This window comes from Paenibacillus barcinonensis (assembly GCF_003217495.1).
Lineage (GTDB): Bacteria > Bacillota > Bacilli > Paenibacillales > Paenibacillaceae > Paenibacillus > Paenibacillus barcinonensis.
Genome location: NZ_QJSW01000011.1, coordinates 161790 through 183988, shown reverse-complemented (window position 1 = coordinate 183988; position 22199 = coordinate 161790). Strand labels below are relative to the sequence as shown.

The window sequence follows — 22199 nt, the reverse complement described above, 5'->3', positions numbered from 1 at the left end:
CAAATGGATGTCGTTCTTGCTCTATGGAAAGAAGGGATGATAAAGCTTTGAGTAGCTAACTCGAAGAAGACAATAACTCCGGCTAACATAATATTCAAGCAGCGGCTCCACTGGAGCCTTGGTCTGCTGGATGCATTTCGAAGAGGGTATTCGGCAGACAACCCCTTTGGGGTTCATGAATACAACAACGTTATACGACAGACCGTAGTGAGTAACACATGAAGAGAAAATCATGAAGTGCTACGAGGTGAAAGAAACGTGACTCTTAGATTAAAAAGTGCGAGAAACGAAGATCTTCAAATTTTAGCTGAGATGAATAAGCAGTTAATCGAAGATGAGAAGAGTTCAAACACAATGGGAATGAATGAACTGGAGAAACGTATGTCTGAATTTCTTAAAAGCGCTTGGGAAATCGATTTAATCATGAAAGAAGAAAAAATAATAGGCTATACACTATATCAATATCAAAAGGATTCAATCAATAGGACAGAAAAACGAGTGTATATAAGACAATATTTTATCAGACGAGAATATCGAAAAAAGGGATATGGGACGGCAGGAATAGAATTATTGAAGAAAACACGCTTTAGAGAAGTGAAGAAAATTGAAATAGATGTACTAGAAACAAACCCCGAAGGGAAACATTTTTGGGACAGTGCAGGATTCAAACCCTATTATACAAACATGAGAATAGAAAATTAAAGAGAATTGTGAGTAAATCAAGAGAGCCGTCGTATAACATAATATTCATGCTGCGACTCCTTTTGGAGTCTTGGTCTGCAAGTTGGATTTCGGAGAAGCATTTCAGCAGACAACCCCTTTGGGGTTCATGAATACAGAAACGTTAGACGAAATATCCGCAAAAGCAAACAAACATTGGAAACGGATGTTAAGTCCACTCAAACTTTAGTGTATAATAAAAACAAAGAAGTGTAGGAGGTATGCAGAGTGAGTATTGAAGAGAAACTTATTCAAGACTTTTTGACATTGCCTGATGACAAGAAAATTGAAGTGATTGATTTTGTTGAATTCCTAAAGAATCGTAGTAATAAGCAAATGGATTCGCTCATGGACGATATTATAAACGAAAATATTGAGGCACTTAGGGAATTATCGAAATGAAGTATCTTAGTCTAGAACAAATTCTACAATTCCATACTAAGATTATTAAGTCAACGGGTGGCTCCGATGGAGTTAGAGATCTTGGGCTAATTGAACAGAAGCAACTTTTGATGGACAGGAACTTTATGAAGGAAATATAAAGAAAATATCTGTTACTACATTTGCTCTAATAAAGAATCATGGATTTATTGACGGGAATAAACGTATAGGGGTAGCAACTATGTTGCTTTTATTACGTTTAAATGAGATTTCTGTAAAGTACGAGCAAGAAGAATTAGTTGAATTGGGATTGCAGACCGCAGAAGGCGAATTCACAGAAGAGAACATACAACAGTGGATAGAAGAGCATCAAGTGTAAAATTGGCTTGATGTTCTTTTTTGTAAGAACAACTGAAGGTATTTCAAAGTAGGCGGCTACACCATCTAACATCATATTCAAGCAGCGGCTCCTTACGGAGCCTTGGTCTGCGGTTGGATTTCGGAGATGCATTTCAGCAGACAACCCCTTTGGGGTTCATGAATACAGGAACGTTAGATGATAGAAATGATGGGGTAACAAAGAGAAAAGGGAAAATGAAAGAAAGCAGATAAGAACGCTTGTGCGCAGATGTAAGAACAGGTAAAATATAGATACAATTGAATCTTGGGTGGGCATGGTTTCCCTTCGAAAGGAGGTGAGACCATGGAAGTGAAAGATGCGATGACTCTGATGTTATTATTTGGAACATTCATTCTTGCACTTTTAACTTACATCAATAACAACAAGAGAAAGTAAAAACCCACCCAATGGTTGACCGCCGAAGGTGGGTTTTTATTACCTGAGACTTAGAAGGGAATAGACCATCCAAGCCAATTGTACTGACCAAGTGTTCGCTGCACTTGGTCTTTATTTAAGAATATGATAACACATCGAAAAAGATGAATCAAAATAAAAAGAGCAATGAAAAAGAACTGATAGTAAGCAATATCTAAGAAGAATTTCCATCGTATAACATAATATTCAAGCAGCGGCTCCGTTTGAGCCTTGGTCTGCGCGGTGGATTTCAAAGAGGGATTTCAGCAGACAACCCCTTCGGGGTTCATGAATACGGGAACGTTATAAGAAATTGGCGTAAAGAGGGGAAAACAATGAAAACCTATGCTCACTTTGTTTCAAAGAAAACGAGTCAAGGTATGAAAATATTCAGGCACCATACAGAGTTTCATTCGATAAACGGCCCTGGGAAAGCAATAGGCTTAGTTGTCATGATGAATCCTGGAGATGCAAGACCTATAGATGATGTCCTCTTTAATACCCTCGAAAATTCTGAATATGAAACTGAAAAACCAGTTCTGACAGTGCCGGATAATACAATGAAAAAGGTTATGCGGATGATTCGGAAGGCTTATGATGATAATGAAATCAAACTTCCACATCAATATTCAATCCATATTGAGAATATATTTAATATTCGTGAGAAAGACAGTGATAAGGCTAAAAGATATGCAAGAAGTATAAGTGGAGTAAAGCATCTAATGTTTAAATCTAGAGAATTATTGAACAACTATGATTTTGTATTTTTTGCTTGGGGTAAATTAGATGTAGGGATAGAGCGTCAAAAAGACCTTCTTACAAAATACCCACAAGCAATAGTCGTAAATAAATTGAATTATAAAGGTACAATCATGGATGTAAGCTATCCAGTACATCCTCTATACATGAAAACTGAATACTTTCTAAAGGCATCAAAAGATAAGATAGGGATTAGATTGCTCGAAGAAGACGCCAACATCTTATAACACAATATTCACGCATTGGGCATACGCCCTTGGTCCGGCATTTGCCGGACACCCGACATGCGTCGGGTCGTCAATACGGGAACGTTAGGCGAAATTATTGCAACTAATCTAAGAAAGTACTTAATAAAGAAAGGAGGAATTATTAATGTCTAAACAAGAACAGTTACCTTTGGGACAGTTAGATCAGGTGTCCTTGTGGCTAGGACAATTTGACACTGAAGAACAACTTAGAGAATATGTGAATTTTATATACTTAGAAGATCGTGTAGTAAAACTAAAGTTTTGCAATGATTTCTTGATTGATTTTTTTGATGAAGATTTTATAGAAGCATTTATAGAGGGCTTGCCGAGTAATAACGTATTGGATCTATTGGTTGGTTGTTCTTATGATGATGTTATCATTCCGAAATACGAAAAATTAATGATGAAAGGTTTTAATCTAAAAGTAAATACTGCGATATTGCTATTTAACTTTAAATATCACGAAAAAGTATTGGATAGTACCTATAATAATAAGTGCATTAAGTACATAGGAACAGTGAAATACAAGTAATTCTTGCGTTTCGGAGAAGACAAAAACTTCACCTACCAACGGCAGGAATCAGGTAATCCTATTTTTTCAGTCTACCAGGCAGATATCATATATTAGGGTGAAATTTTAGAAAAATGAGGTGTCATTTCAAATGCATATTGAGATTACAAAAATAACAAAAGATCAAGCGGATACTTTTTTGAATTTGTATAATTTATATTTGTATGACTTATCAGAATATACCGGCGAAGATCCAAAAGATGATGGGAAATTTGATCCAACAAATACTTACCTGTACTTAGAGAGAGATGAATTGCATCCATTTTTTGTTATGCATCTAGGTAAACCAATTGGCTTCATATTAGTTTGTTCCCCTCCGTTTGTTCCAGAAGGAGTTAATTTTACAATACAGGAAGTATTTTTATTAAGGAAATATCGCGGTAATAGAATTGCTTCGTTAGGAATGGAGAAAGTATTTAAGCAATTAAAAGGAATAATTAGTGTAGCTCAACTAGTGGAAAATAAACCAGCAGTGAGATTTTGGAAGAAATATTATGAAGAACATCATATTGATTTCTCCGAAGAACAAGAGACTATTGAGATTGATGGTTTAGGACTACAAAAAGTGATTTCACAAACTTTTGAGATTCCGAAAACTTGTTAAGCAATTCGGAGTAGGCATCCCAATCATATAACCATTGAAAAGGGGCACACATGGAAGCAAAGGTAATCCAAACGATTATTGAAGTTATTAAGGGAGATATTACTAAAAATAATCATCTCCGAAGTATTTCAATTCCAAATATTAGTACTGGAATTTACAGATACCCAAAGAAAGAAGCAGCAAATGTAGCAATCCATACTGTAGTTGAATTTATAAATAGAAATGAATCGATCTCTCATGTTCAATTCGTCTGCCTTGATGATGAGAACTATGAAATATATGAAGAGATCTTAGAAAGCTATGTGTAAGAGTATTAAGAAGTATCATCTTCAGATATCATCATATCCACGTTTTGGAGCCTTAGGGCTCTTCGGAGATACAGGCACGTTATTCAGAAGCTATTCCCAAACCAGTGAACTAGAAGGGAAGAAAATACAAATGTAATTTGTAACTAGCCTATCAATATAAAAAGCTGGATGAAGGAGAAGGCTAATCATGAAAAGAGTGAATTTATTTATATGTATTACAGTTATTTTACTACTGACAGCTTGTCAATCTTCACAACAGCTAAAGCCGATCACAGAAGAAACCATTAATTTCGATATGAACACTGCAATGGAAATGGTAAAAACGAAAGAAAAAATGATTGTGGACTTAGCTATGAGAGAAAAGGTTTCAAAATTGGAGTATAAAGAAATAGAACGATCTCTTATTGAAGAATTCGGAAGCCGTGCGCAGGACATTTTAGCTATACTATTTATCCATGACATGGATGCCGATCCTGATGCAGCTATCTCCATAAATAAAAACACATTATACCCAACGGTCTTTCACAAAGGAATAAAGATAACCAATGCGGTTGTTTATAAGAGCGAATTCGAGAACCCATTTTTCAATCAAACTACATTAAGAATCAGGGAAGAGTATGTCGGTAATGATGAAAAATTAAAAAACTGGAATAGAGAATATATTTTCGAGCCTAACGAGAATAACGATTGGGAATTAAGCGGATTTTCCGGGACGATGAATTTCTTAGGAGAAGATTATAGCATCAACTATTTAGAGCTAGAGATGACCAACAGAGAGTAGCATTGGATAACCTCATATTCACGCACGACTCCTTCCTAGCGGGTTCTTGAATACAGAAACGATAGCTGAAATTATTGAAGAAATGTTATAAACCTTTACTAACTTCGAGAAGGGATACACATGTATAAGTTAATAACTTTATTGATTGTAGTAGTTCTGCTGGGCTGTTCGGATAATACTCTAAGGAGCTCCGAACAAAATGAGGCAATAAATGATAGTCCTTTGAAGGAGGAACTAAATGAAATGTATACCTATAAAGCGATTACTGAAGAAGCTGAAACCTTAGAATCCTCAAAATTTCTGGATACAGGCATCATGGCGGGTGAAGAAAGCGCAAAGTTTAGAGGATCGCTTCTTACTTTGTTTGGTGAACCTTTATATAAGTCAGATAATGCTGAAGATGCGTACTATTATTTAATTGAAGTAAGCCGTGATGCGAGGAAGTGGTATTTTACTGTTTATGAAGGTCCTTCAGGAACCGCGATTGGTTATGGTGAAAAGGAAAACCAGGCAAACGCAAGGGAAGCCTCAGAGGCTTTGCTAGAGAAAATTAAAGAAACCACACCCTCTGATTTTAATGAAGTCATATATTACGAAGACTTTGACTCAAAAATTACATATGGATGTAAGAATGGAGAATGTTTTTATAAGGAAGAAAACGAATAAGGTGTTTTATAGAAAGAAAATGGGAGGATACAAATGGATATTGTAATTCGTGAGATAAGAGAAAGTGATTATTCGGAAATAGTATCAATATGGAACAATGAATTGGGAAGTCATAACGTTAATCTTGATAATATTTCTGAACGGATGGCAAGAATGAACAAGGATGAAAACTACAAAATATTCGTAGCATTGTTTGACAATAATGTTGTAGGTTGTATTTCGGTCGTACAAACAATGGCATTGGAATACGAAGTTGGATACTTGAAAATTAATGGTCTTGCTGTACGAGGAGAGTTTCAGAAAAAGGGAATAGGCTCTAAACTTTTGAAACATGCTGAAGATTATGCTTCAGACAAGGGACTTTCGTATCTCATATTAAATACCGGGTTTCAACGAACAGAGGCACATCATTTTTATGAGTCCAAAGGTTATGATAGATTCTCTTATTGTTTTACTAAGGAGATCCACTAACAACGGATCACAATAGAAAAGTTATTACTGGTAACTTGGAGAAGGCGCTTTATATATACAAAATGAAAAACCTGATTAAGGATCACTCAAGATTTTTAAATCGTTTAAAACTAAAATTTTCGAGGTGAGAGGTTTGAAGTATTTTTATGGGGTGTTATCCATTTTGGGAATAGGGCTGCCTTACATGGAGTTTATTCCTTGGATTAGTGATAACGGGTTTAACCTGACGTTGTTGTTGAATGAAGCAAGTCAGAATGGAATTAGTGCTTTTGCTTGGTTGGATGTACTCGTTTCGGCCGTTGTTTTGATCGGATTTATCATATATGAAGGAAAGCGAATTGGCATAAATTATAGGTGGATACCGGTCATTGGAACATTAACCGTTGGTGTTTCACTTGGCTTGCCCTTATTTTTATTACTACGCGAGATTCAAATGGAGAAGATAAAAGGGGCAAAACGGAATTGAAATAAATGGTGTAGTAGGATGGAACGGGAGGGGAAGTTCACCATTTGATAAAGCGTTCAAAAGATACAACATTGATGATATTCATGAAGGCAGGAACGTTGATGTCAAGTTACCCGATGATTTCCAGAAAGTATCTAAGATAGATCGTGAAGCATATCAAATCGTTCCAATAGGAAGAATTGATTAACCGTTGGAATGTAGATACACCAGGCTGGAGGGAATGAGATGGGGAATAACATATCCGGCTGAAGATAAGGTGATTGGCACATGTGGCTTTCATCAGTGGTCAAAAGAACATTTCAAGGCGAGATCGGTTACGAACTTGCTCCCGAACACTGGAGAAAAGGCATAATGACTGAGGTCGTTGAAACGATCGTTCACTATGGATTCGAAGAACTGGGATTACACCGAATTGAGGCTTTTGTTGTTCCCAATCATACGGCATCCAGAAAACTTCTGGAGAAGACCGGATTTACGGAGGAGGGTATTCTCAGAGGATCAGACACCATTTTTAGAGTGTCCGGTCTGAATGAGGGTACCTTTTCTATTATCAAGTTGAAGTTGACAGGTATATTTGATCGTGAAAAAAGGGGAGGAATATGCACATTATACACCTTTAGCTGAAAGTTCTAATGCTGTGATTGACTTCATAGAATATGGCATCTGTACGGAAGGAGGCTTATACATCTTATGTCGGATGATTTTGAGTTATCACGAGGTTTTCGCTTCAGGCTTGCTTCCCCATTCATATCAATTTCAGCGAGGGAACTGGAGCAGTATGAAGTCATTTTGCGCGCTTTAGCGGTTAGCATCCCGGCAGGAGTTGCTAATCCGACGCCAGTGAATATGGCCAGTTTACAGAAGGATCTACGCAGTATGCTGGCGCTGGTGAATCAATCCTCATTCAAGCCCAATGTTAAGGCAGAGCTTCAATCCGCATTAGAGCTTACCATTGCTTCATCGGAGGTTATCCCGGTGTCGGTGTTTATGCTTGCTGTAAATTTACAAATCTCACTAGATTATTTACTAGAAGCTACCCTGTTATTTAATATCAAGAAGCAGCCAAAGGATGAGTTGGTCACTCAGATCCGTTGTATCTCTGTATCTCTGAGCACCGCGATGAATAGAATAACGGCTGGGGTAGTTGGCCCTCAAGGTCCAGTTGGCCCTCAAGGTCCTCCAGGTAAGCCAGGAGAGTTACTAACCAATATTGTGCAATTTGATTCAAGCAAGGCTTCTTCATATATCCAGGGACAAGTGGTAACGTACAACAACAATGTATACGTAACTAATGTGAACAATCCGGCGGGTGTACCGGGAACGTCCGTGAATTATACGCTAATCTTCTCCAGCATTACAGGAGCAACAGGAGCTACCGGCATGGGAGTAGCAGGCACAACGGGAGCAACCGGACCTACAGGCGCAGGAGTAGCAGGAGCGACAGGAGCAACCGGAGCAACAGGAGCTACTGGCATGGGAGTAGCAGGCACAACGGGAGCAACCGGACCTACAGGCGCAGGAGTAGCAGGAGCGACAGGAGCAACCGGAGCAACAGGAGCTACTGGCATGGGAGTAGCAGGCACAACGGGAGCAACTGGACCTACAGGCGCAGGATTAGCAGGAGCAACCGGAGCGACAGGTGCAACCGGTGCAACTGGAGTAACGGGTGTTACCGGATCTACAGGTGTGCAGGCTGCAGTAGCGGGCATTATTCCATTTGCCAGCACAAACGATGCAGCTACCGCAATAACTACGGATGATCAAGGAAACCCGGAAACGGTCATATTCTCGGGCTTTGGCCCTAACACCAACTATAATATTTTACTGGCACCGGGCGATTGGACGAATGGAACGATTACGTTTGATGACACATATATTGAAAGAAATTATGGCACATCATTTATCATGCCCTATGACGGAACGGTTCGCAGTATTTATGTCACAATCGGTAGCAAATATAGCGATACGATAAGTGACGGTGCCACAATGACGCCATTTGCATGTCTCGCGACGGCTACACCGAGCAGTACTGTTAATCAAATCGTCTATACTATTTTGCCGGGAACCTTCACGTATACTGAGCCTTACATTGGCGATGGAACGCCAGTTCCAAAATATTCAATCAGACAAGGGGAATTAACTGGGTTGAATATCAGTATTCCCGCAGGCACAATAGTTGGTATTGTTATTGGTTGGCAAGGTGTAGGGGTAACGACACCGCAATTTAGCCGGTTTGCAGTGTTTGGTGGCATTTATATGGATTAATGATGAATTAATGCATAATTACGGTCTATGTATAATTCTGGTCCAAGATCAAACATAGACCGTACTTATTCCTTAAAGACAGGAAGGTAACGCGGTATGCTGGACGACGAAGTGTTAGAAGCGATTAATAGGGCAAAACGAATTCCGGTTCCAGTGGTACCAGAAAGTCATTTTTTTATGGATCTGGGACTGGATTCTTTAGGTTTTGTTGCATTCTTACTCCAATTGGAGCAAAGATATACAATTACCTTCAACATTATAGAGATTGAGCAATGTGTGCTGGTAGAGCGTCTGATTGAACTGATCCATCTCAAAGTGAAGGAGTGCAGCTGAGATTATGATTAGAGCCATGTTATGTAATCCTCCCAAAAGCACTTCCCTGGCCATGATTGAAAATGATATGCCTGTTGACTACAACACGTTGATACAGAAGGCGGCCGCGATCCAACGGCAATTACTGACGCTGGATGGCGAACATGTAGCCGTCTTCCTTCCAAATGGTAGCGACTATATTGCAGCCCTCTGCGCCGCTCTGATGTGTGGCAAAACTGTAGTTCCTGTGCATGCGACATTAACCTCTTTTGAAATCGCTCACCTGCTAGAACAAACTTCTACCCGTGTTATAGTCACCTGTACTGCTCTTGGAACTGTACTTCAATACGCAGAAGCTGAAGGTACCGATCTACAGCTGGACGTGCATATCGTTTATGCAGATCAGTGTGTAATGGACAAACACAAGACTAAACTTATCACCATAGAGGTTGGCAAAGATCATCCCATGATTCTCTCCAGCACCTCTGGCTCAACAGGAGACTCCAAAATTGTGGCACTTTCGGAAAATAATATTATCGCCTCTCTCACAGGTTTTATGGATAAATTGCAATTGGAGCACTCCGAGCAGGATAGAGCTAGATTTATTGTGGCAACTCCTTTTACCAGTATCTATGGTCTGATGGTGGTTTCTCTTTGTCTGTTTCATGGCTTTCCAATCATTATTACACCAGAACCCTTCACATTAAATAGATTTTATCGGGTCGTGCAGGATCATCAAGTCACGCATTATGAAGGGGGCGCAGTATTACTGCTGATGATGGAGCAAACGGCAAAGCGCAGCATTCCGTATGATATCAGTTCGTTGAAAAAAGTTGGATTCGGGGGAAGCAAAGTGTCGCAAGAAACGATTCATGCTCTTTGCAAGACCTTTCCATGGATAACCTTCGCTCAAGGCTACGGCATGACCGAGGCATCTCCGTTAATAGCCAAGAATACAAGCACTGCAATCGAGAAAATGGGCTCTGTAGGCACAGCCATTATGGGGGAAGAAATCGCTATAGATGTCGCCGGGAACATTACGAAAGCACCGTACACAGAAGGCGAAATTGTGGTATCGGGTCCGAATGTCATGCTTGGCTATTATAATAATCCGAGGGCAACCTCCGAGATCATCCGAAATGGCTACTTATATACGGGAGATATGGGATATCTGGATGAGGACGGATTTCTTTATATTTGCGGACGTAAAAAGAATATCATCATCGTTCGCGGTCACAATGTATTTCCTGAAGAGATTGAGTCTTGCTTGTTAAATAGCCTACTGGTGAAGGATTGTGTTGTTTATGGTCAAAGCGGGAGCTTTGGAGAAGAGATAATATGTGCGGATATTATACCCGTGCATTCGCAGGTGCATGTGGACGAAATTCAGCGTTATTTAACCTCTCATTTGGCGCACTACAAGTCACCCCACAAAATACAATTTGTAGATTATATCAAGAAGGTCGCTTCCGGTAAAAACGAAAGAAGGAAGAATTAAGATGGAGGACTTGCTTTATTTTCAAGGATTGAACTGTTATCTGGGGTGTGTGGTGAATGGGGCCAGGCTATTGGGCGTTCCGTACGAAAAGGCTATGGCATCCCTCTGGTCGGAGACAGAGTTCACGTATTTCCCTGTTAACGGTCTGTATCTCACAGAACGCATGACGAACGGTTTGAACCAACTGGGTATGCGGATAGAGCAGTTGCATTGCAGCTCTGCTGAGCATACGGCACAATATTTGTCCACCTTCTCTGTGGGAGAATGGATGATTGTCGGGATGGATGCTTTTTATATTTCGGACAATCCCTTCTATCAAAAGCTCCATGGCACGCATTATTTTTTGGCTGCTAAAGACCAAGGCAATGCATTGAGGTATATGGACCCGACCTATAATACAACCACATTGAACATCAGCTATGAGGAACTGGTTGCCCATGCGTTTGACATTCGGCGCTTGTCTACAGGCGCAGCCTCTGGCCTGACCAGCGATATATATCAGGAGACTCGTGAGGTGATTCGTACGCTTCAAGAGCAAACGATCACTGCTCAAATCCGTGAATGTAAGGGGCAGAACCAAAAGCGTGCAGAACTCCTGGCTAAGTATGTCGAGGCTATGCTTAACAACCGATATTTATATGCTCATTATTTGGAAAGGCTAGGCAAGCGTGACGAGTATGATCTGTTCTATCAGCCGGAATTTTACTCTCGTTGGATTAGTGTTAGAAATGGCTTGTATAAACTATCGTTGGCCCCGGATTATGAGACTGTAATTGAACAGGTCTGCACAATGTGTGAGCAGCTTATTGACGATGAGCTACATATGGCACAGCAGATACTGAACGACGATCCTGCATCATTTCCATGATAACATTCAGAGCATAGATCCTAGTGGCCCTTTCCTCATGTCGTGAGAAAAGGGCTGTTTATTGATGGCTGTAACTGTAAAGGGCCGAACAAGTGGTAAGCATTCAGAAGTGTGGAAGAAAAGTTTGAGGAACACGGGGAGAAAGAGAAATTATCATTGGGTATTTTCGTAAATATATACTATAATTTTCTAGGGAAAATCAAATGCAGTCGCTGGAGAGTGATCATGCTGTAGACGAGATCGTACGTACACTAAGACCTGGGGACGGTAAGGCGATTTACATTGCGGATGTCGAAGAGAACCCGTTTACTCAGCAGACGAATTATGCAGCCGTTGAATGGGAATACAGTTTGAATGAATTGAAGGAATTAATGACAGAATGGCAGCCGAAGTTTCCAGGCCATGCTGAGGTGGATCGCATTCAGGTTTATTATGGGTTCGATAATCTGACCCCGGATGGGATTGAAGCCATGGCAGATGAAGCCAGAATTACAGGCCAGAAGGTGGTAGTCCGGGACCTGAAACCAAATAACACACTTGTTGGTATCCAATTAACCTATAAAGGAGAGAATACGTGCATACTCCATATTTTCGGCACAACCAAAAATCGGATTCAACTGTCCGAGCAGGAGCTGTCTCAGGTGAAAACCCTACTTGTGCAGGGGTGGGAAGCATTTTACTTTTCAAATGATGGAGCAGACCGCTTGGTCTGGATTGAAGCAGGAAGCAGCGGTAAGGCATTGCAGTATGAACTCATGGGCGAGCAGACTTCCGATACCGATCTCATACACATTGCAGAAGCGATGAGCACACTGGCCTAGCACAGGAACGTATTTTGCAAGCACAGAGGGGGCTAGAGAAGAGACTTCATTTATTATGAAACAGGTACATGCCGTCGGCCGGATGAACAGGTAGGTTAGAGCTGCTTTATATTTGAGGGGGAGAACAGCGGTGAATGAACAACAAGCACTTGATCGATTCGGACAAGTCATCATGAGTGATTTGAGGGATCGAAGTATTGATTTTTTCGAATTGTTGGTGGAAGGACATTGGAAATCCCCGAGTCTAGAGAAGCTGCAAGCTGAATTACAGGGGTTTAATGAAGAGCAAATTAACCTGGTTCGAACGATTCTGATTAGAAGTGTGGACCGGGGTATTCACGATTTTCTATTTAAACTCCAGGAACAAGCTGATTTTGAAAATGATATTGAGATTAAAGTACAAGGTGTAGATATCATTCAATCAAGCGATGGTCTGCAAGGAGAATTATTCACTACGGACGGGTGGATGGCTAACTTCAGCAAGTATGGAGAACTTCAAGAGTAGTATTGACGATTCCTTATTCAGATGATAATATAATCCACAAAAAGCCCAAAAACGTTAGGGATTAAAAATGGATGATTACATCACATAGATTGAACGGAGGTGAACCGCTGTGGCACTTTCCAAACGTAGATTGCAGTTTCTGGACCAGCTGGTGGATATGTATCAGCAGAGCCGCTTGCCCGTTCATTATGAAGCGTTAGCCAAGGTTCTCGGGGTTAGTAAATGGACGGCTTATGATATGCTGAAGGCTATTGAAAAAGCTGGCTTTGTCACACGCAGTTATGAGACGAATCCGAATGTGACGGGACGTTCGCAGGTTGTTTTTACACCTACAGAGAAGGCGACCGAGCTGCTTGGGAAGGAAGAAACGCTGCATCAGGACGGTGAACCGGAGGAGGCTCAGGTTCGTTTGCAATTGATCCGTGATATGTTAAGCGGGTTAAAGGATGCCAGTGCGCAAGATCTGATAACCAAACTGTTAATCCAGATTCCTGAAAAGCACTCTAATTTCGAAATCTGCGGATACATCTCCGGCATATTAGTAATATATACAAATCAGTTGGAGAGTCGGATGAATACTCTAATCCGTAAACTGGTGCAGGAGACTGATGGAGATCAGCCCCGGCTGCTTATATTCATAGGTACGGTAGTGGGCACCATCATACAAATGATGAGCAAAGATGTTGGTCAGGACTTAATGGTGCTGGTCGGGTCATATACGAATCGAATTCATGCGTTAAGTCAGGCGGAACAAACGTTACTTGCCGATTTTATTCTTGAAGCACTTGCGTAGAAAGTGCTGTGCTTATTTTTTGGGTCTTTTGGGTTATATGATGAATAATGGAGAGGTGACTTGTATATGAAAAAGTTAGGTTTGGTTCTGGGCGGTGGAGCTGTACGCGGGCTTGCACATATTGGTATTCTGAAATCTCTGGAAAAACATAATATTGCAGTTGACTGCATTATCGGCACAAGCATGGGCGGTGTTGTTGGCGGATTGTTTGCCGCGGGTGTGCCCGTCAGTGAGATTGAGAAGACGCTGCTTCATACACCGAAGCTTCGATTTCTGGATCGGGGCAATTGGCTGAGAGGCATTCTGGCTGGCAACGGAATTACGCAGGTAGTGAGCGGTCTACTGGCTGAGCATGATTTGCAGGACGTATGCATTGAGCAGCTGCCGATTTCGTTCAAAGCGATTGCTGTGGATCTGATGGAGGGCACACAAGTTACAATGGATCAGGGGGATCTGGTGACTGCGCTGCGTGCAACGTCGGCTTTTCCAGGTGTATTCGCTCCCTTGATGCAGGATGGACGAATGCTGGTTGATGGCGGGGTTCTGAACAATGTGCCGGTAGCTAATATGAAGGAGGAAAACGTAGATTGCATTCTGGCGATAGATGTGTCCAGAGAGCATGAAAAGAAGCCACCGCGCAACATGATTGAAGTAGTCTATCGCTCCTACAGCCTGATGACAGCCGAACGAAAGCATAGCAGCTTGAATCTGGCGGATATGGTGGTCAGACCCGATGTAGGTCCGTATGCTGCCTTTGATGTAACCAAGGCTCTTGAATGTATTGCGGCTGGAGAAGAGGCGATGGATGCCATGATCCCTGAGCTGAAGAATAGACTAATGTCCGAAGAAATGAGCCTGATCTAAGTAGAGTCAAATCAAGCAGCGAGTCTCGACCTTCTTAAAAAATGGCATTAATTCCGCAGCGAGTGCTATCGACAAATTGCTATAGATTGGTGTGAAAAGAAAGGAATTGCTTACGAATGATTATTTTCAAGCCTACGCAGCTAACGTTAAAAGATCTTCATGTCAAACGGGACTTGATGCTTATCATGAAGGCTATTGAAGGAGCGAGCTTCAGCAGCGGTTTGAAGTAACAAGATAGACAAATGGAAGGCCATCTATTTTCCTGTTCAGGGCATAGATGACCTTTGTTGTATTAAAGGTATTATGTTACATGTATGGATAAGCAGGTATCTGTTGAAAAGTGTTGGGAAGATGACAGTGTAACGTGCCTTCTAGTATCTTGATCCACTTCAATAAATCAACATAGCTTACGACTGCAACAAAATTCCTTTTACAAACAATGAGACACTGTGCTTGTAGAACTCTTCCTCGGTGACGAGTTGGGACTGATATTGCCGGTGAATCAGTTCGCTCATCTGAAATCCGTAGCACATCGAGAGGAAAGACATGGCGGTAAGACGCGCATCCTGTTTGGCTATAATTTTTTTCTTCTGCAGGCGTTCAAAATACTCAGCCAGCAAGTAGTGCAGCTTTACCGGAGGATCGGCCAGCACTCTGTCCAATTCAGGAAGCATTCCTGTGTCGCGGATACCAATCAAAATAATGTCCGCATGTTTATGGAAAAACAAACGGTATTGCTGGCTTACATTCAGCAGATCGACTTCTGGATGCTCGGTCGCGTCCTCGTTTAATAGCTTCTCAAATTGCGGGATATCTGAATGTCTTTCAATGATGGCTTCCAATATGCCTTGCTTGCTTCCAAACTGCCGGAAAATCGTAGATTCATTGACTTTAGCTTCCGTTGCAATGGCTTTGGTGCTTACTCCCCGATAGCCCTTCTCTTTGATGAGCCGTGTTGCGGCTTCAATGATTCTGTCTGAAGTCTGCATGGTATTTCTCCTTTTGAACATGTTAAACCTATTCTACTACAAGTTTTGCATATGAAGCAGGGTCGGGGTTCATTTTCATAATCATAAACATTTATTTAGGGCAAATCGCTTCTTTTTCCCCAGCGGCTTGGTTCCGTAATCTTGACATGATCAGGCACCAATTGCGTGAGCGTGCCTAATTTATCGAATGTAATCTGGATTCGGTCAGAGGGAAGCAGCCATTGTTCAGTCTCGATTGCATGTTGCTGTGCCTCCATCCATGTAGTGTGAGGTTGTTCTGTTATTATCATATCGCACAGAATAAATGCACGCAAGTACTTGCTTGCATTTCTGTTTTTCATTCTCTATAGTAAAGACATAGTCAGTGTGACTTACCTAAAAAACATCTACGCAAAGGAGAATTTTTATGAAGTATGGACGTATTATTCAAAAACCTCGCGTTAAATTTTTTGAAGTCGCAGATGGTGTCTTTGCCGGTATTTCGCCGTATCGTGGAATCAGTTGGGCCAATGCCGGGTTCATCAACAAAGGTGATGGGCTGGTGTATGATACGTTCTTTGATTTGTTCCATGCGCGGGAAATGCGAGAGGCTTTTCATGAAGTAAGCAACGGAGGCTCTCCCAAATACGTGGTGAACTCGCACTATAACAGCGACCATGCTTGGGGGAACAAAGTGTTTGAAGATGCTTGCATTATTATGCACAAGGAAGCGGACAGAGAGCGTCGCACCGAAAATATCGGCTGGATGGACAGCGTCATCAGAAGAGGAAAGCATTCTTCGGAATCGACTCCGGGAGAGCGTTTTTTTGCTGCGGAATTTGAAGGATTCGACCTGGAAGGCGTGGAATGGGTGCTCCCGAATATTGAGATAAAGGATGATATCAATATCCGTCTTGGAGATACGGAAGTAATGATTTACAACGTAGCTCCGGCCCACTCTGACAGTGACTTGCTGCTGTGGATGCCCAAAGAAAAAGTGCTGTTTGCAGGCGATGTCGTATTTAACGGTTGTACGGCCTACAGCGAAGAAGGAACCCTCAATTGGGTTAAAGTGCTTGATCGCATTATTGATGAAATTAAACCCGAAATCGTTATTCCAGGACATGGTGCCATCTGCGGCCTGGACTTCGTGAAGGAGCAGAGAGACTACCTCCTGAACCTGATCAGCGAGTTCAACAAGCATTACAATGACGAAATTGATTCCTTGTCCCTGACCAAGCAAATTGATATTTCCCATTTCCTTCATTGGATTCAGCCAGAACGCTTGTATGTTACAGTGGACATCCTATTAAAAAGTAAACGAGGGTTACCACCCCTTCCAGTTTGGAACGAGGTGCCTGCTAAGCTGGAAGACATGAAAGCTTTTTTGGTCGGAAAATATGGTGATCAAATCAAGCCATGGGACCCTATGAGTGTTTGGGAATAATATCTATTTTAAGCTAATCTACGAAAAACAAAAGAACGGACCTGTTGCATACGTTGCGAACAGCGGCCGTTCTTTTGAATTATTGCCCCTTAAAATAAGCGCGTTAATTGAAAGAGGTTTTATTTTTACTATACACATATTTGAAAATGATTGTAAATTAATTATTGTATGAATCAAGCACTTGAGGAGGGTCCCTATGAAAACCATTGTTTACATGGTTAGGCATGCAGAGTCACCTTATAATGAGGGAACAGAACGTACAAGAGGGCTTACAGCGGCGGGGCAGGTAAATGCGGCCAAAGTAACAGAGATTTTGAAAAATGAAGGCATACATAAAATTATTTCAAGCCCTTATGCGCGAGCTGTCTTGACTTTGCAGGGGCTGGCGACAGCGTTAGCAATAGATATTCAGACTGTAGAGGACCTGAGGGAAAGACATTTTTCGAACGAGCTTATTGCTGATGAGGATTTCGGGGCTGCGGAGAAGAGGATGTTTGCTGACCCCGATTACGCGTTACCGGGAGGTGAGTCAAACAGGAGTTGCCAGAGCAGAGTGGTGGGTGTATTGAAACAGATTTTGGTTGATGGTAGGGGGAAAAAAATAGCGATCGGCACACATGGACATGTCATGACGTTGATGATGAATTATTTTGATTCCAGTTATGGATTAAACTTTATGTATCAGACCAAGAAGCCGGATATATACCAACTACATTTTGATGAGATGAGCTTGGAGAAAGTAATAAGGTGCTGGGAAAGTAATGAGATATAAAACAACGGGAACACTTGTTCTTTTTGATAATTTCTGGTAAAATACAGATATCATTGAATATGGAGGCCGTGATTCTGATAACATTTGAATACGGGGATGATATATTCACACCAGAGAGATTGCAGATGTCTGATCAAGCGCTGGATCGTTTTCTGAATCAATTAATTGTGTTACAACAACCGGTAGATGCCGAGCGGATTATGAAGGCTGTAGAGGAAGTTGTGGTTGCCTTTAATGAAATGAATGAGACCCATAATTATTTTATTGAGACCATGGAACGTGAAGAATTGGCAGATTTTATCGACAAAACGGCTAGATTGGCTGGATTAGATATTCAGGAGGGTGAAGATATTACGGAAGAATGGAGAGAGTGGTAGGCTGATTGCACGAGGGGAGAAGGGTGTGCGATTAGCAAAATAGTGTAGAGGAAAGCAATAAGTTAAGTAGAGTGTGGGGGCGTTTATATTGCAATCTTCGGAGCTTGTTCGTCAATTTATGAATTGTTTTAATAAACTCAATGTATATGATATCTCGCCTGTATTTGAAACGAATATGCCAGGCTTCCATCATCATCCTTCTCTCGGTATTGTCGAGAATCACCATAACTTTTGCCAACATGGGTACTACGCACAGACGTTAATCATATCGGAGCACACGGGTTCACACGTGGATGCTCCGGTTCATTGTCACGGAGAGCAGTCAACCATTGATCAGCTTCCGGTAGATTGTCTAATTGGTCCGTATAAGAAGTATGATCTCGGGGACTACAATCTTGAAGCGGGCAACCCGGTTGGATTAGATATCATCCGAGAGGTAGAGAAGCGAGATAGCTTTTCTGTTCAGGCAGGGGATATTGTGCTGCTTGACTTTGGCTGGGATCAATACTATAAGCCGGATGCGAGTGGCAAGGAAAGAGACTGGTGGGGGAAAAATGAACCGGGTTTAACCCGCGAGGTATGCCAGTATTTTTACGAATCGGGAATCAAAGCTATTGGTGCAGACACCCCAGGGGTTGATATTTGTATGGTGGATGGGGAAATTGTTAGTGCTGCAGGTCATGTTGAATATTTCTTACCCAACCAGATATTGATCATGGAAGGGTTCAGCAGATTGAATCAGGCCCCGGCAACAGGCATTTTTATGGCACTTCCCTTGAAAATCAAAAATGGATCAGGCTCACCGATTCGCCCGATCTTGCTGGCTTAAAACGCATAAAGGAGAAGAAAAATAATTTCAGTGAGTACGCCTATGATGAATATGATCTGGAAGTGAACACAGAAAAACTCAGCTCAGCTGCATGTGCCGAGAGAATACTTCATGACATGCAGTCCAATCAAAACTACTCGGCATTTAAGAAATTAAAATGAAGAGACTGAAGGAGATGAAGGGTGATGGGTAAAGAGCTTTCAAGATCGTTTGACATTGAGGTAGTGAATAGGGAATACAGGCTCGTTGGTCTGTGTGAGACGGGGAATTTCCCGGATGCATTTCCTGAACTTGCGGTTAAGGTTCAACGCGCATTCTGGGATCGTCGAGAAGAAATCAAGCATGGCAAAGATTACGAAGTGTTATTCAGCCCGTTCATGTGTAATGGCATTATAGCTACTTACTTTGGATGTGTTGAGGTGACAGAGATTGCAGATGTTCCAGATGGAATGTTGGCTTTTGTACTGCCAGAAACCACATATGTCAAAGTATTGTGCACGAATAAAACTATTGGAGAAGGTCATGATCAGCTTCACGAATGGATCAGGCAAAATGGATATGAGCCTCAATTATACGAATCGAGTCAGATCGAGATCTATTATATTGATGAAGAAGCAGATGAAGAGCCTGTCGAAATCCTTTTTCCAGTCAGCAAAGTAAACCTGTAATATTATAATAAACTAGGTCATAGATGTTCGGAAGGTAACAGACTCCCTTGAGGGGGAAGGCTGCCTTCCTTTTTTGTATAAATTCAAATGAGAACACAAAGGAGGCCGCATCATGAATCCAGAAGATCAGATCCAGCAAAGGCTACAGGTAATCATTGAAAAGACACAAGCCATCATTCATGATAAAAGAAAGCAATCCTTCGGCTCGCTGGAATATTTCCTGGGACATATTTTAGAATACCGCGGTGAAAAGCAATACCTGACAGATGACTGGTATATTCGCACACCTCGCTGGTTAGGGGAGTATGGCAATACGCCAGAGGAAGAAGAGCTTCTAACGGACATCTACCACCTGCAGACGTATATTGCTGAAACATTAAAGGGTGGATAGCTGAATGATGATGTCGCATTAGTCCGACTAAAATGTCGCAAAAGTACATGGTAACGCCATACACAGATCGTTTATACTCACCTTATGTTTCGATAATGAAAATCATTATCAACAATATACATAAGGGGGATCTACACAATGAAACAAGTAACACAGGGGCAAGCAGACCGAAGTAAGGGTTATGCTGCTCACAAATCACGGTTATTAATGGGCTTGATGCTGGCCCTTATCCTAGTCTTGACGGCGTGCGGTGCCGGAACAGGTACAGATAGTAGTAAACAGTCTGCGGCAACGCCAGCGGAGACACCTGCGAATGCAGATACGAAGACAGACGGAGCTTTCCCTGTAACGATCAAGGGCATGAAGGGTGACATCACTCTAAACGAAAAACCGAAGAAAATTGCGGTACTCGATGTTAAGTTTCTGGATCAAATGTTAGCGGTTGGCGAAAAGCCGGCAGGTAGTGTTATCGCTGGAGGTAACACTGATTTTCCAGAATACTTGGGTGATCAGGCGAATGGCGTTGAAGTTCTCGGTACACGGGACGAGCCTAACCTGGAAGCACTTGTAGCCTTAGATCCAGATCTGATTATCATGACCGACTTCCAAGAGAAGCAGTATGAGAGTGTAAGTAAAATTGCACCTACCCTGGTACTCGATTTCTACGAGGACTGGCGTGATACGTTAGCTACTGTAGCTAAGATTACAGACAAGCAGGACGAGGCAGAGAAGGTACGTACGGCGTATGAAGAGAAAGTTGCAGGAATGAAAACGAAGCTGGCTGAGAAGCTGGGTGATGAGACAGTAGCGCTGATTCGTCCGCGTAAAGAAGGCATCCGTGTTCATGGCATCGAGCACCGTACAGGTGGAATTCTGTATAATGATCTGGGCTTGAAAATGCCTGCATTTGTTGAAGGAATCAAGGGAGATACTTCCGTTGAGGTTTCAATGGAAAAAGTGCCTGAAATCGGAGCAGATCGTTACTTTGTTCTGTCGGATGAGCTGTTTGCGGCAGAAGCAGAGGCGATGGTGAACAATCCTGTGTGGAAGTCTTTGGATGCTGTGAAAAATAACCGTACGTATGACGTAAACTCCACACTGTGGATCGCGTACTACGGACCGCTTGCGATTAATCTGATTGTAGATCAGGCATCGGAAGCTCTGCTGGGATCGAACTAATATGAACCATTATCTCTCGACAGACATATGGAAAGAGACGGTAGAGGATCATTCGATTTTGCTTGGCGAGCCGCCTCAACATAGTGTCCGTAGCATTGCTCTGAGTGAGCTGCATGACGAAGAGGCGTGTCGAGAGTATATTCGCTGGTTCCAACATTATATCGATGCACCAGACATGAAGGTTGCCGCTTCCATGTTAGCCAAGCGACTTGGCTATCTGTGGACGGCTCCGCTGGTGACCGCGATGACATTTCATCATCAGCATGTAACCTTTCAGCTGGAGAACAGCTTTCTCTATCATCCGAAGCTCGAAGAACATGAGAAGGGTACACGGTTTCCTTTTCTAGCGGTGAACGAGGTTCAGGCTGAAGAGCTGACGGGAGACAGGAGCATTTGGCGGGAAAAGGCGGTCCAGGAGATGTTTGCGGTACAGCTCACACCTCTGCTAAAGACATTTGCTGCGATTGCGCCTCTTTCGATGAGTATTCTCTGGGAGAATATTATGGTGCGGATCGGGCGACTATTCGCTCCTGAGGAAGGTGAGACGGAACAGGAACGTAAGATCATCCAAGAGGACTTCTCCTATCTGACGCAGGTGGCGTCCGGGCAAGTGTTTGGTGTGAGAAAGAACCCGTTGACTCGTTTCACCGATTGTAAGGACAATGTGCATGTTGCCAAAAGTGAGCGCATCACCTGCTGTTTCTATTACCAGATGTCAGGGGAATACTGCCTCAAATGTCCAAAAATTTACAATGATAAAGAATCTCAACTACAATGACAACAGCAATGATTATACCTATGCAATTGTCAGGAGATGAGAGAAATGCCGCTGCAAGAACAGACAAGTGGTTGG

The 22199-nt window shown here is 42.0% G+C and carries 31 protein-coding genes; 29 read left to right on the top strand and 2 right to left on the bottom strand.

What is annotated here, in order from left to right; translation table 11 throughout:
- Positions 1–258: 258 nt before the first annotated feature.
- The 21 genes from DFQ00_RS17740 (at position 259) to DFQ00_RS17645 (ending at position 14715) form a co-directional block, all read left to right on the top strand.
- Positions 259–702: a GNAT family N-acetyltransferase gene (locus tag DFQ00_RS17740; RefSeq protein WP_167433757.1), complete on the top strand. Its 444-nt coding sequence runs from the start codon at positions 259–261 to the stop codon at positions 700–702.
- A 246-nt stretch (positions 703–948) separates the two neighbouring features.
- Entirely contained in the window at positions 949–1122 is a 174-nt protein-coding gene (locus DFQ00_RS17735) for a DUF2281 domain-containing protein (RefSeq protein ID WP_110897812.1), read from the top strand.
- Positions 1123–1258: 136 nt separating this feature from the next.
- Entirely contained in the window at positions 1259–1480 is a 222-nt protein-coding gene (locus tag DFQ00_RS29560) for a type II toxin-antitoxin system death-on-curing family toxin (RefSeq protein ID WP_208643795.1), read from the top strand.
- A 324-nt stretch (positions 1481–1804) separates the two neighbouring features.
- Positions 1805–1897 (top strand): competence inhibitor ComI, encoded by a 93-nt coding sequence (comI, locus tag DFQ00_RS29250; RefSeq protein WP_007431380.1) that lies wholly within the window; start codon positions 1805–1807, stop codon positions 1895–1897.
- A 242-nt stretch (positions 1898–2139) separates the two neighbouring features.
- Positions 2140–2901, top strand: coding sequence for a DUF1643 domain-containing protein (locus DFQ00_RS17725; RefSeq protein ID WP_146236189.1), 762 nt, complete (start codon positions 2140–2142; stop codon positions 2899–2901).
- Positions 2902–3046: 145 nt separating this feature from the next.
- On the top strand, positions 3047–3454 hold the full coding sequence (locus DFQ00_RS17720) for an immunity 22 family protein (RefSeq protein ID WP_110897810.1): 408 nt from the start codon (positions 3047–3049) through the stop codon (positions 3452–3454).
- 130 nt (positions 3455–3584) lie between these two features.
- Positions 3585–4097, top strand: coding sequence for a GNAT family N-acetyltransferase (locus DFQ00_RS17715; protein ID WP_110897809.1), 513 nt, complete (start codon positions 3585–3587; stop codon positions 4095–4097).
- Between the two features lie 50 nt (positions 4098–4147).
- Positions 4148–4405: a macro domain-containing protein gene (locus tag DFQ00_RS17710; RefSeq protein WP_110897808.1), complete on the top strand. Its 258-nt coding sequence runs from the start codon at positions 4148–4150 to the stop codon at positions 4403–4405.
- A 187-nt stretch (positions 4406–4592) separates the two neighbouring features.
- Positions 4593–5186, top strand: coding sequence for a hypothetical protein (locus DFQ00_RS17705; protein ID WP_110897807.1), 594 nt, complete (start codon positions 4593–4595; stop codon positions 5184–5186).
- A 120-nt stretch (positions 5187–5306) separates the two neighbouring features.
- Positions 5307–5852 carry a hypothetical protein gene (locus DFQ00_RS17700; RefSeq protein WP_110897806.1) on the top strand — a complete coding sequence of 182 codons (546 nt, stop codon included), beginning with the start codon at positions 5307–5309 and terminating at the stop codon, positions 5850–5852.
- A 33-nt stretch (positions 5853–5885) separates the two neighbouring features.
- Positions 5886–6323 carry a GNAT family N-acetyltransferase gene (locus DFQ00_RS17695; RefSeq protein ID WP_110897805.1) on the top strand — a complete coding sequence of 146 codons (438 nt, stop codon included), beginning with the start codon at positions 5886–5888 and terminating at the stop codon, positions 6321–6323.
- Between the two features lie 133 nt (positions 6324–6456).
- Positions 6457–6789 carry a DUF2834 domain-containing protein gene (locus tag DFQ00_RS17690; RefSeq protein ID WP_110897804.1) on the top strand — a complete coding sequence of 111 codons (333 nt, stop codon included), beginning with the start codon at positions 6457–6459 and terminating at the stop codon, positions 6787–6789.
- Between the two features lie 267 nt (positions 6790–7056).
- A complete protein-coding gene (locus tag DFQ00_RS17685; RefSeq protein WP_244213905.1) occupies positions 7057–7413 on the top strand; it encodes a GNAT family N-acetyltransferase in 357 nt (118 codons plus the stop codon).
- A gap of 66 nt (positions 7414–7479) precedes the next feature.
- Positions 7480–9054 carry a collagen-like repeat preface domain-containing protein gene (locus DFQ00_RS30175; protein WP_110897803.1) on the top strand — a complete coding sequence of 525 codons (1575 nt, stop codon included), beginning with the start codon at positions 7480–7482 and terminating at the stop codon, positions 9052–9054.
- A gap of 96 nt (positions 9055–9150) precedes the next feature.
- The gene (locus DFQ00_RS17675) at positions 9151–9387 is read left to right on the top strand and encodes an acyl carrier protein (protein WP_110897802.1); all 237 of its coding nucleotides are present in this window, start codon (positions 9151–9153) and stop codon (positions 9385–9387) included.
- A gap of 4 nt (positions 9388–9391) precedes the next feature.
- Positions 9392–10864, top strand: a complete 1473-nt coding sequence (locus tag DFQ00_RS17670; RefSeq protein ID WP_110897801.1) for a class I adenylate-forming enzyme family protein — start codon at positions 9392–9394, stop codon at positions 10862–10864.
- 1 nt (position 10865) lies between these two features.
- Positions 10866–11732 carry a hypothetical protein gene (locus tag DFQ00_RS17665; protein ID WP_110897800.1) on the top strand — a complete coding sequence of 289 codons (867 nt, stop codon included), beginning with the start codon at positions 10866–10868 and terminating at the stop codon, positions 11730–11732.
- Positions 11733–11935: 203 nt separating this feature from the next.
- Positions 11936–12553 (top strand): hypothetical protein, encoded by a 618-nt coding sequence (locus tag DFQ00_RS17660; RefSeq protein ID WP_110897799.1) that lies wholly within the window; start codon positions 11936–11938, stop codon positions 12551–12553.
- 130 nt (positions 12554–12683) lie between these two features.
- On the top strand, positions 12684–13058 hold the full coding sequence (locus DFQ00_RS17655) for a hypothetical protein (RefSeq protein WP_110897798.1): 375 nt from the start codon (positions 12684–12686) through the stop codon (positions 13056–13058).
- Positions 13059–13167: 109 nt separating this feature from the next.
- Positions 13168–13851 carry a helix-turn-helix domain-containing protein gene (locus DFQ00_RS17650; protein WP_110897797.1) on the top strand — a complete coding sequence of 228 codons (684 nt, stop codon included), beginning with the start codon at positions 13168–13170 and terminating at the stop codon, positions 13849–13851.
- A 66-nt stretch (positions 13852–13917) separates the two neighbouring features.
- Positions 13918–14715 (top strand): patatin-like phospholipase family protein, encoded by a 798-nt coding sequence (locus DFQ00_RS17645; protein WP_110897796.1) that lies wholly within the window; start codon positions 13918–13920, stop codon positions 14713–14715.
- A gap of 407 nt (positions 14716–15122) precedes the next feature.
- Here DFQ00_RS17645 and DFQ00_RS17640 read toward each other — a convergent pair whose 3' ends face one another.
- Together DFQ00_RS17640 and DFQ00_RS17635 are read right to left on the bottom strand one after the other, a co-directional pair.
- Entirely contained in the window at positions 15123–15704 is a 582-nt protein-coding gene (locus DFQ00_RS17640; protein WP_110897795.1) for a TetR/AcrR family transcriptional regulator, read from the bottom strand.
- Between the two features lie 95 nt (positions 15705–15799).
- Positions 15800–15961, bottom strand: a complete 162-nt coding sequence (locus DFQ00_RS17635; RefSeq protein WP_244213904.1) for a hypothetical protein — start codon at positions 15959–15961, stop codon at positions 15800–15802.
- Positions 15962–16110: 149 nt separating this feature from the next.
- Here DFQ00_RS17635 and DFQ00_RS17630 point away from each other — a divergent pair, with 149 nt between their 5' ends.
- The 8 genes from DFQ00_RS17630 to DFQ00_RS17590 all read left to right on the top strand — a co-directional run bounded on the left by DFQ00_RS17630 (position 16111) and on the right by DFQ00_RS17590 (position 22124).
- Positions 16111–17130: an MBL fold metallo-hydrolase gene (locus DFQ00_RS17630; protein ID WP_110897794.1), complete on the top strand. Its 1020-nt coding sequence runs from the start codon at positions 16111–16113 to the stop codon at positions 17128–17130.
- Between the two features lie 196 nt (positions 17131–17326).
- On the top strand, positions 17327–17902 hold the full coding sequence (locus tag DFQ00_RS17625) for a histidine phosphatase family protein (RefSeq protein ID WP_110897793.1): 576 nt from the start codon (positions 17327–17329) through the stop codon (positions 17900–17902).
- Positions 17903–17970: 68 nt separating this feature from the next.
- Positions 17971–18279, top strand: a complete 309-nt coding sequence (locus DFQ00_RS17620) for a hypothetical protein (RefSeq protein WP_208643796.1) — start codon at positions 17971–17973, stop codon at positions 18277–18279.
- 88 nt (positions 18280–18367) lie between these two features.
- Entirely contained in the window at positions 18368–19108 is a 741-nt protein-coding gene (locus DFQ00_RS17615; RefSeq protein WP_110897791.1) for a cyclase family protein, read from the top strand.
- 185 nt (positions 19109–19293) lie between these two features.
- Positions 19294–19776, top strand: coding sequence for a GyrI-like domain-containing protein (locus DFQ00_RS17605; protein ID WP_110897790.1), 483 nt, complete (start codon positions 19294–19296; stop codon positions 19774–19776).
- 112 nt (positions 19777–19888) lie between these two features.
- Positions 19889–20167 carry a hypothetical protein gene (locus DFQ00_RS17600; RefSeq protein ID WP_110897789.1) on the top strand — a complete coding sequence of 93 codons (279 nt, stop codon included), beginning with the start codon at positions 19889–19891 and terminating at the stop codon, positions 20165–20167.
- A gap of 138 nt (positions 20168–20305) precedes the next feature.
- Positions 20306–21346 carry an ABC transporter substrate-binding protein gene (locus DFQ00_RS17595; protein WP_110897788.1) on the top strand — a complete coding sequence of 347 codons (1041 nt, stop codon included), beginning with the start codon at positions 20306–20308 and terminating at the stop codon, positions 21344–21346.
- A 1-nt stretch (position 21347) separates the two neighbouring features.
- On the top strand, positions 21348–22124 hold the full coding sequence (locus DFQ00_RS17590; RefSeq protein WP_110897787.1) for a (2Fe-2S)-binding protein: 777 nt from the start codon (positions 21348–21350) through the stop codon (positions 22122–22124).
- The last annotated feature ends 75 nt before the right edge of the window (positions 22125–22199 follow it).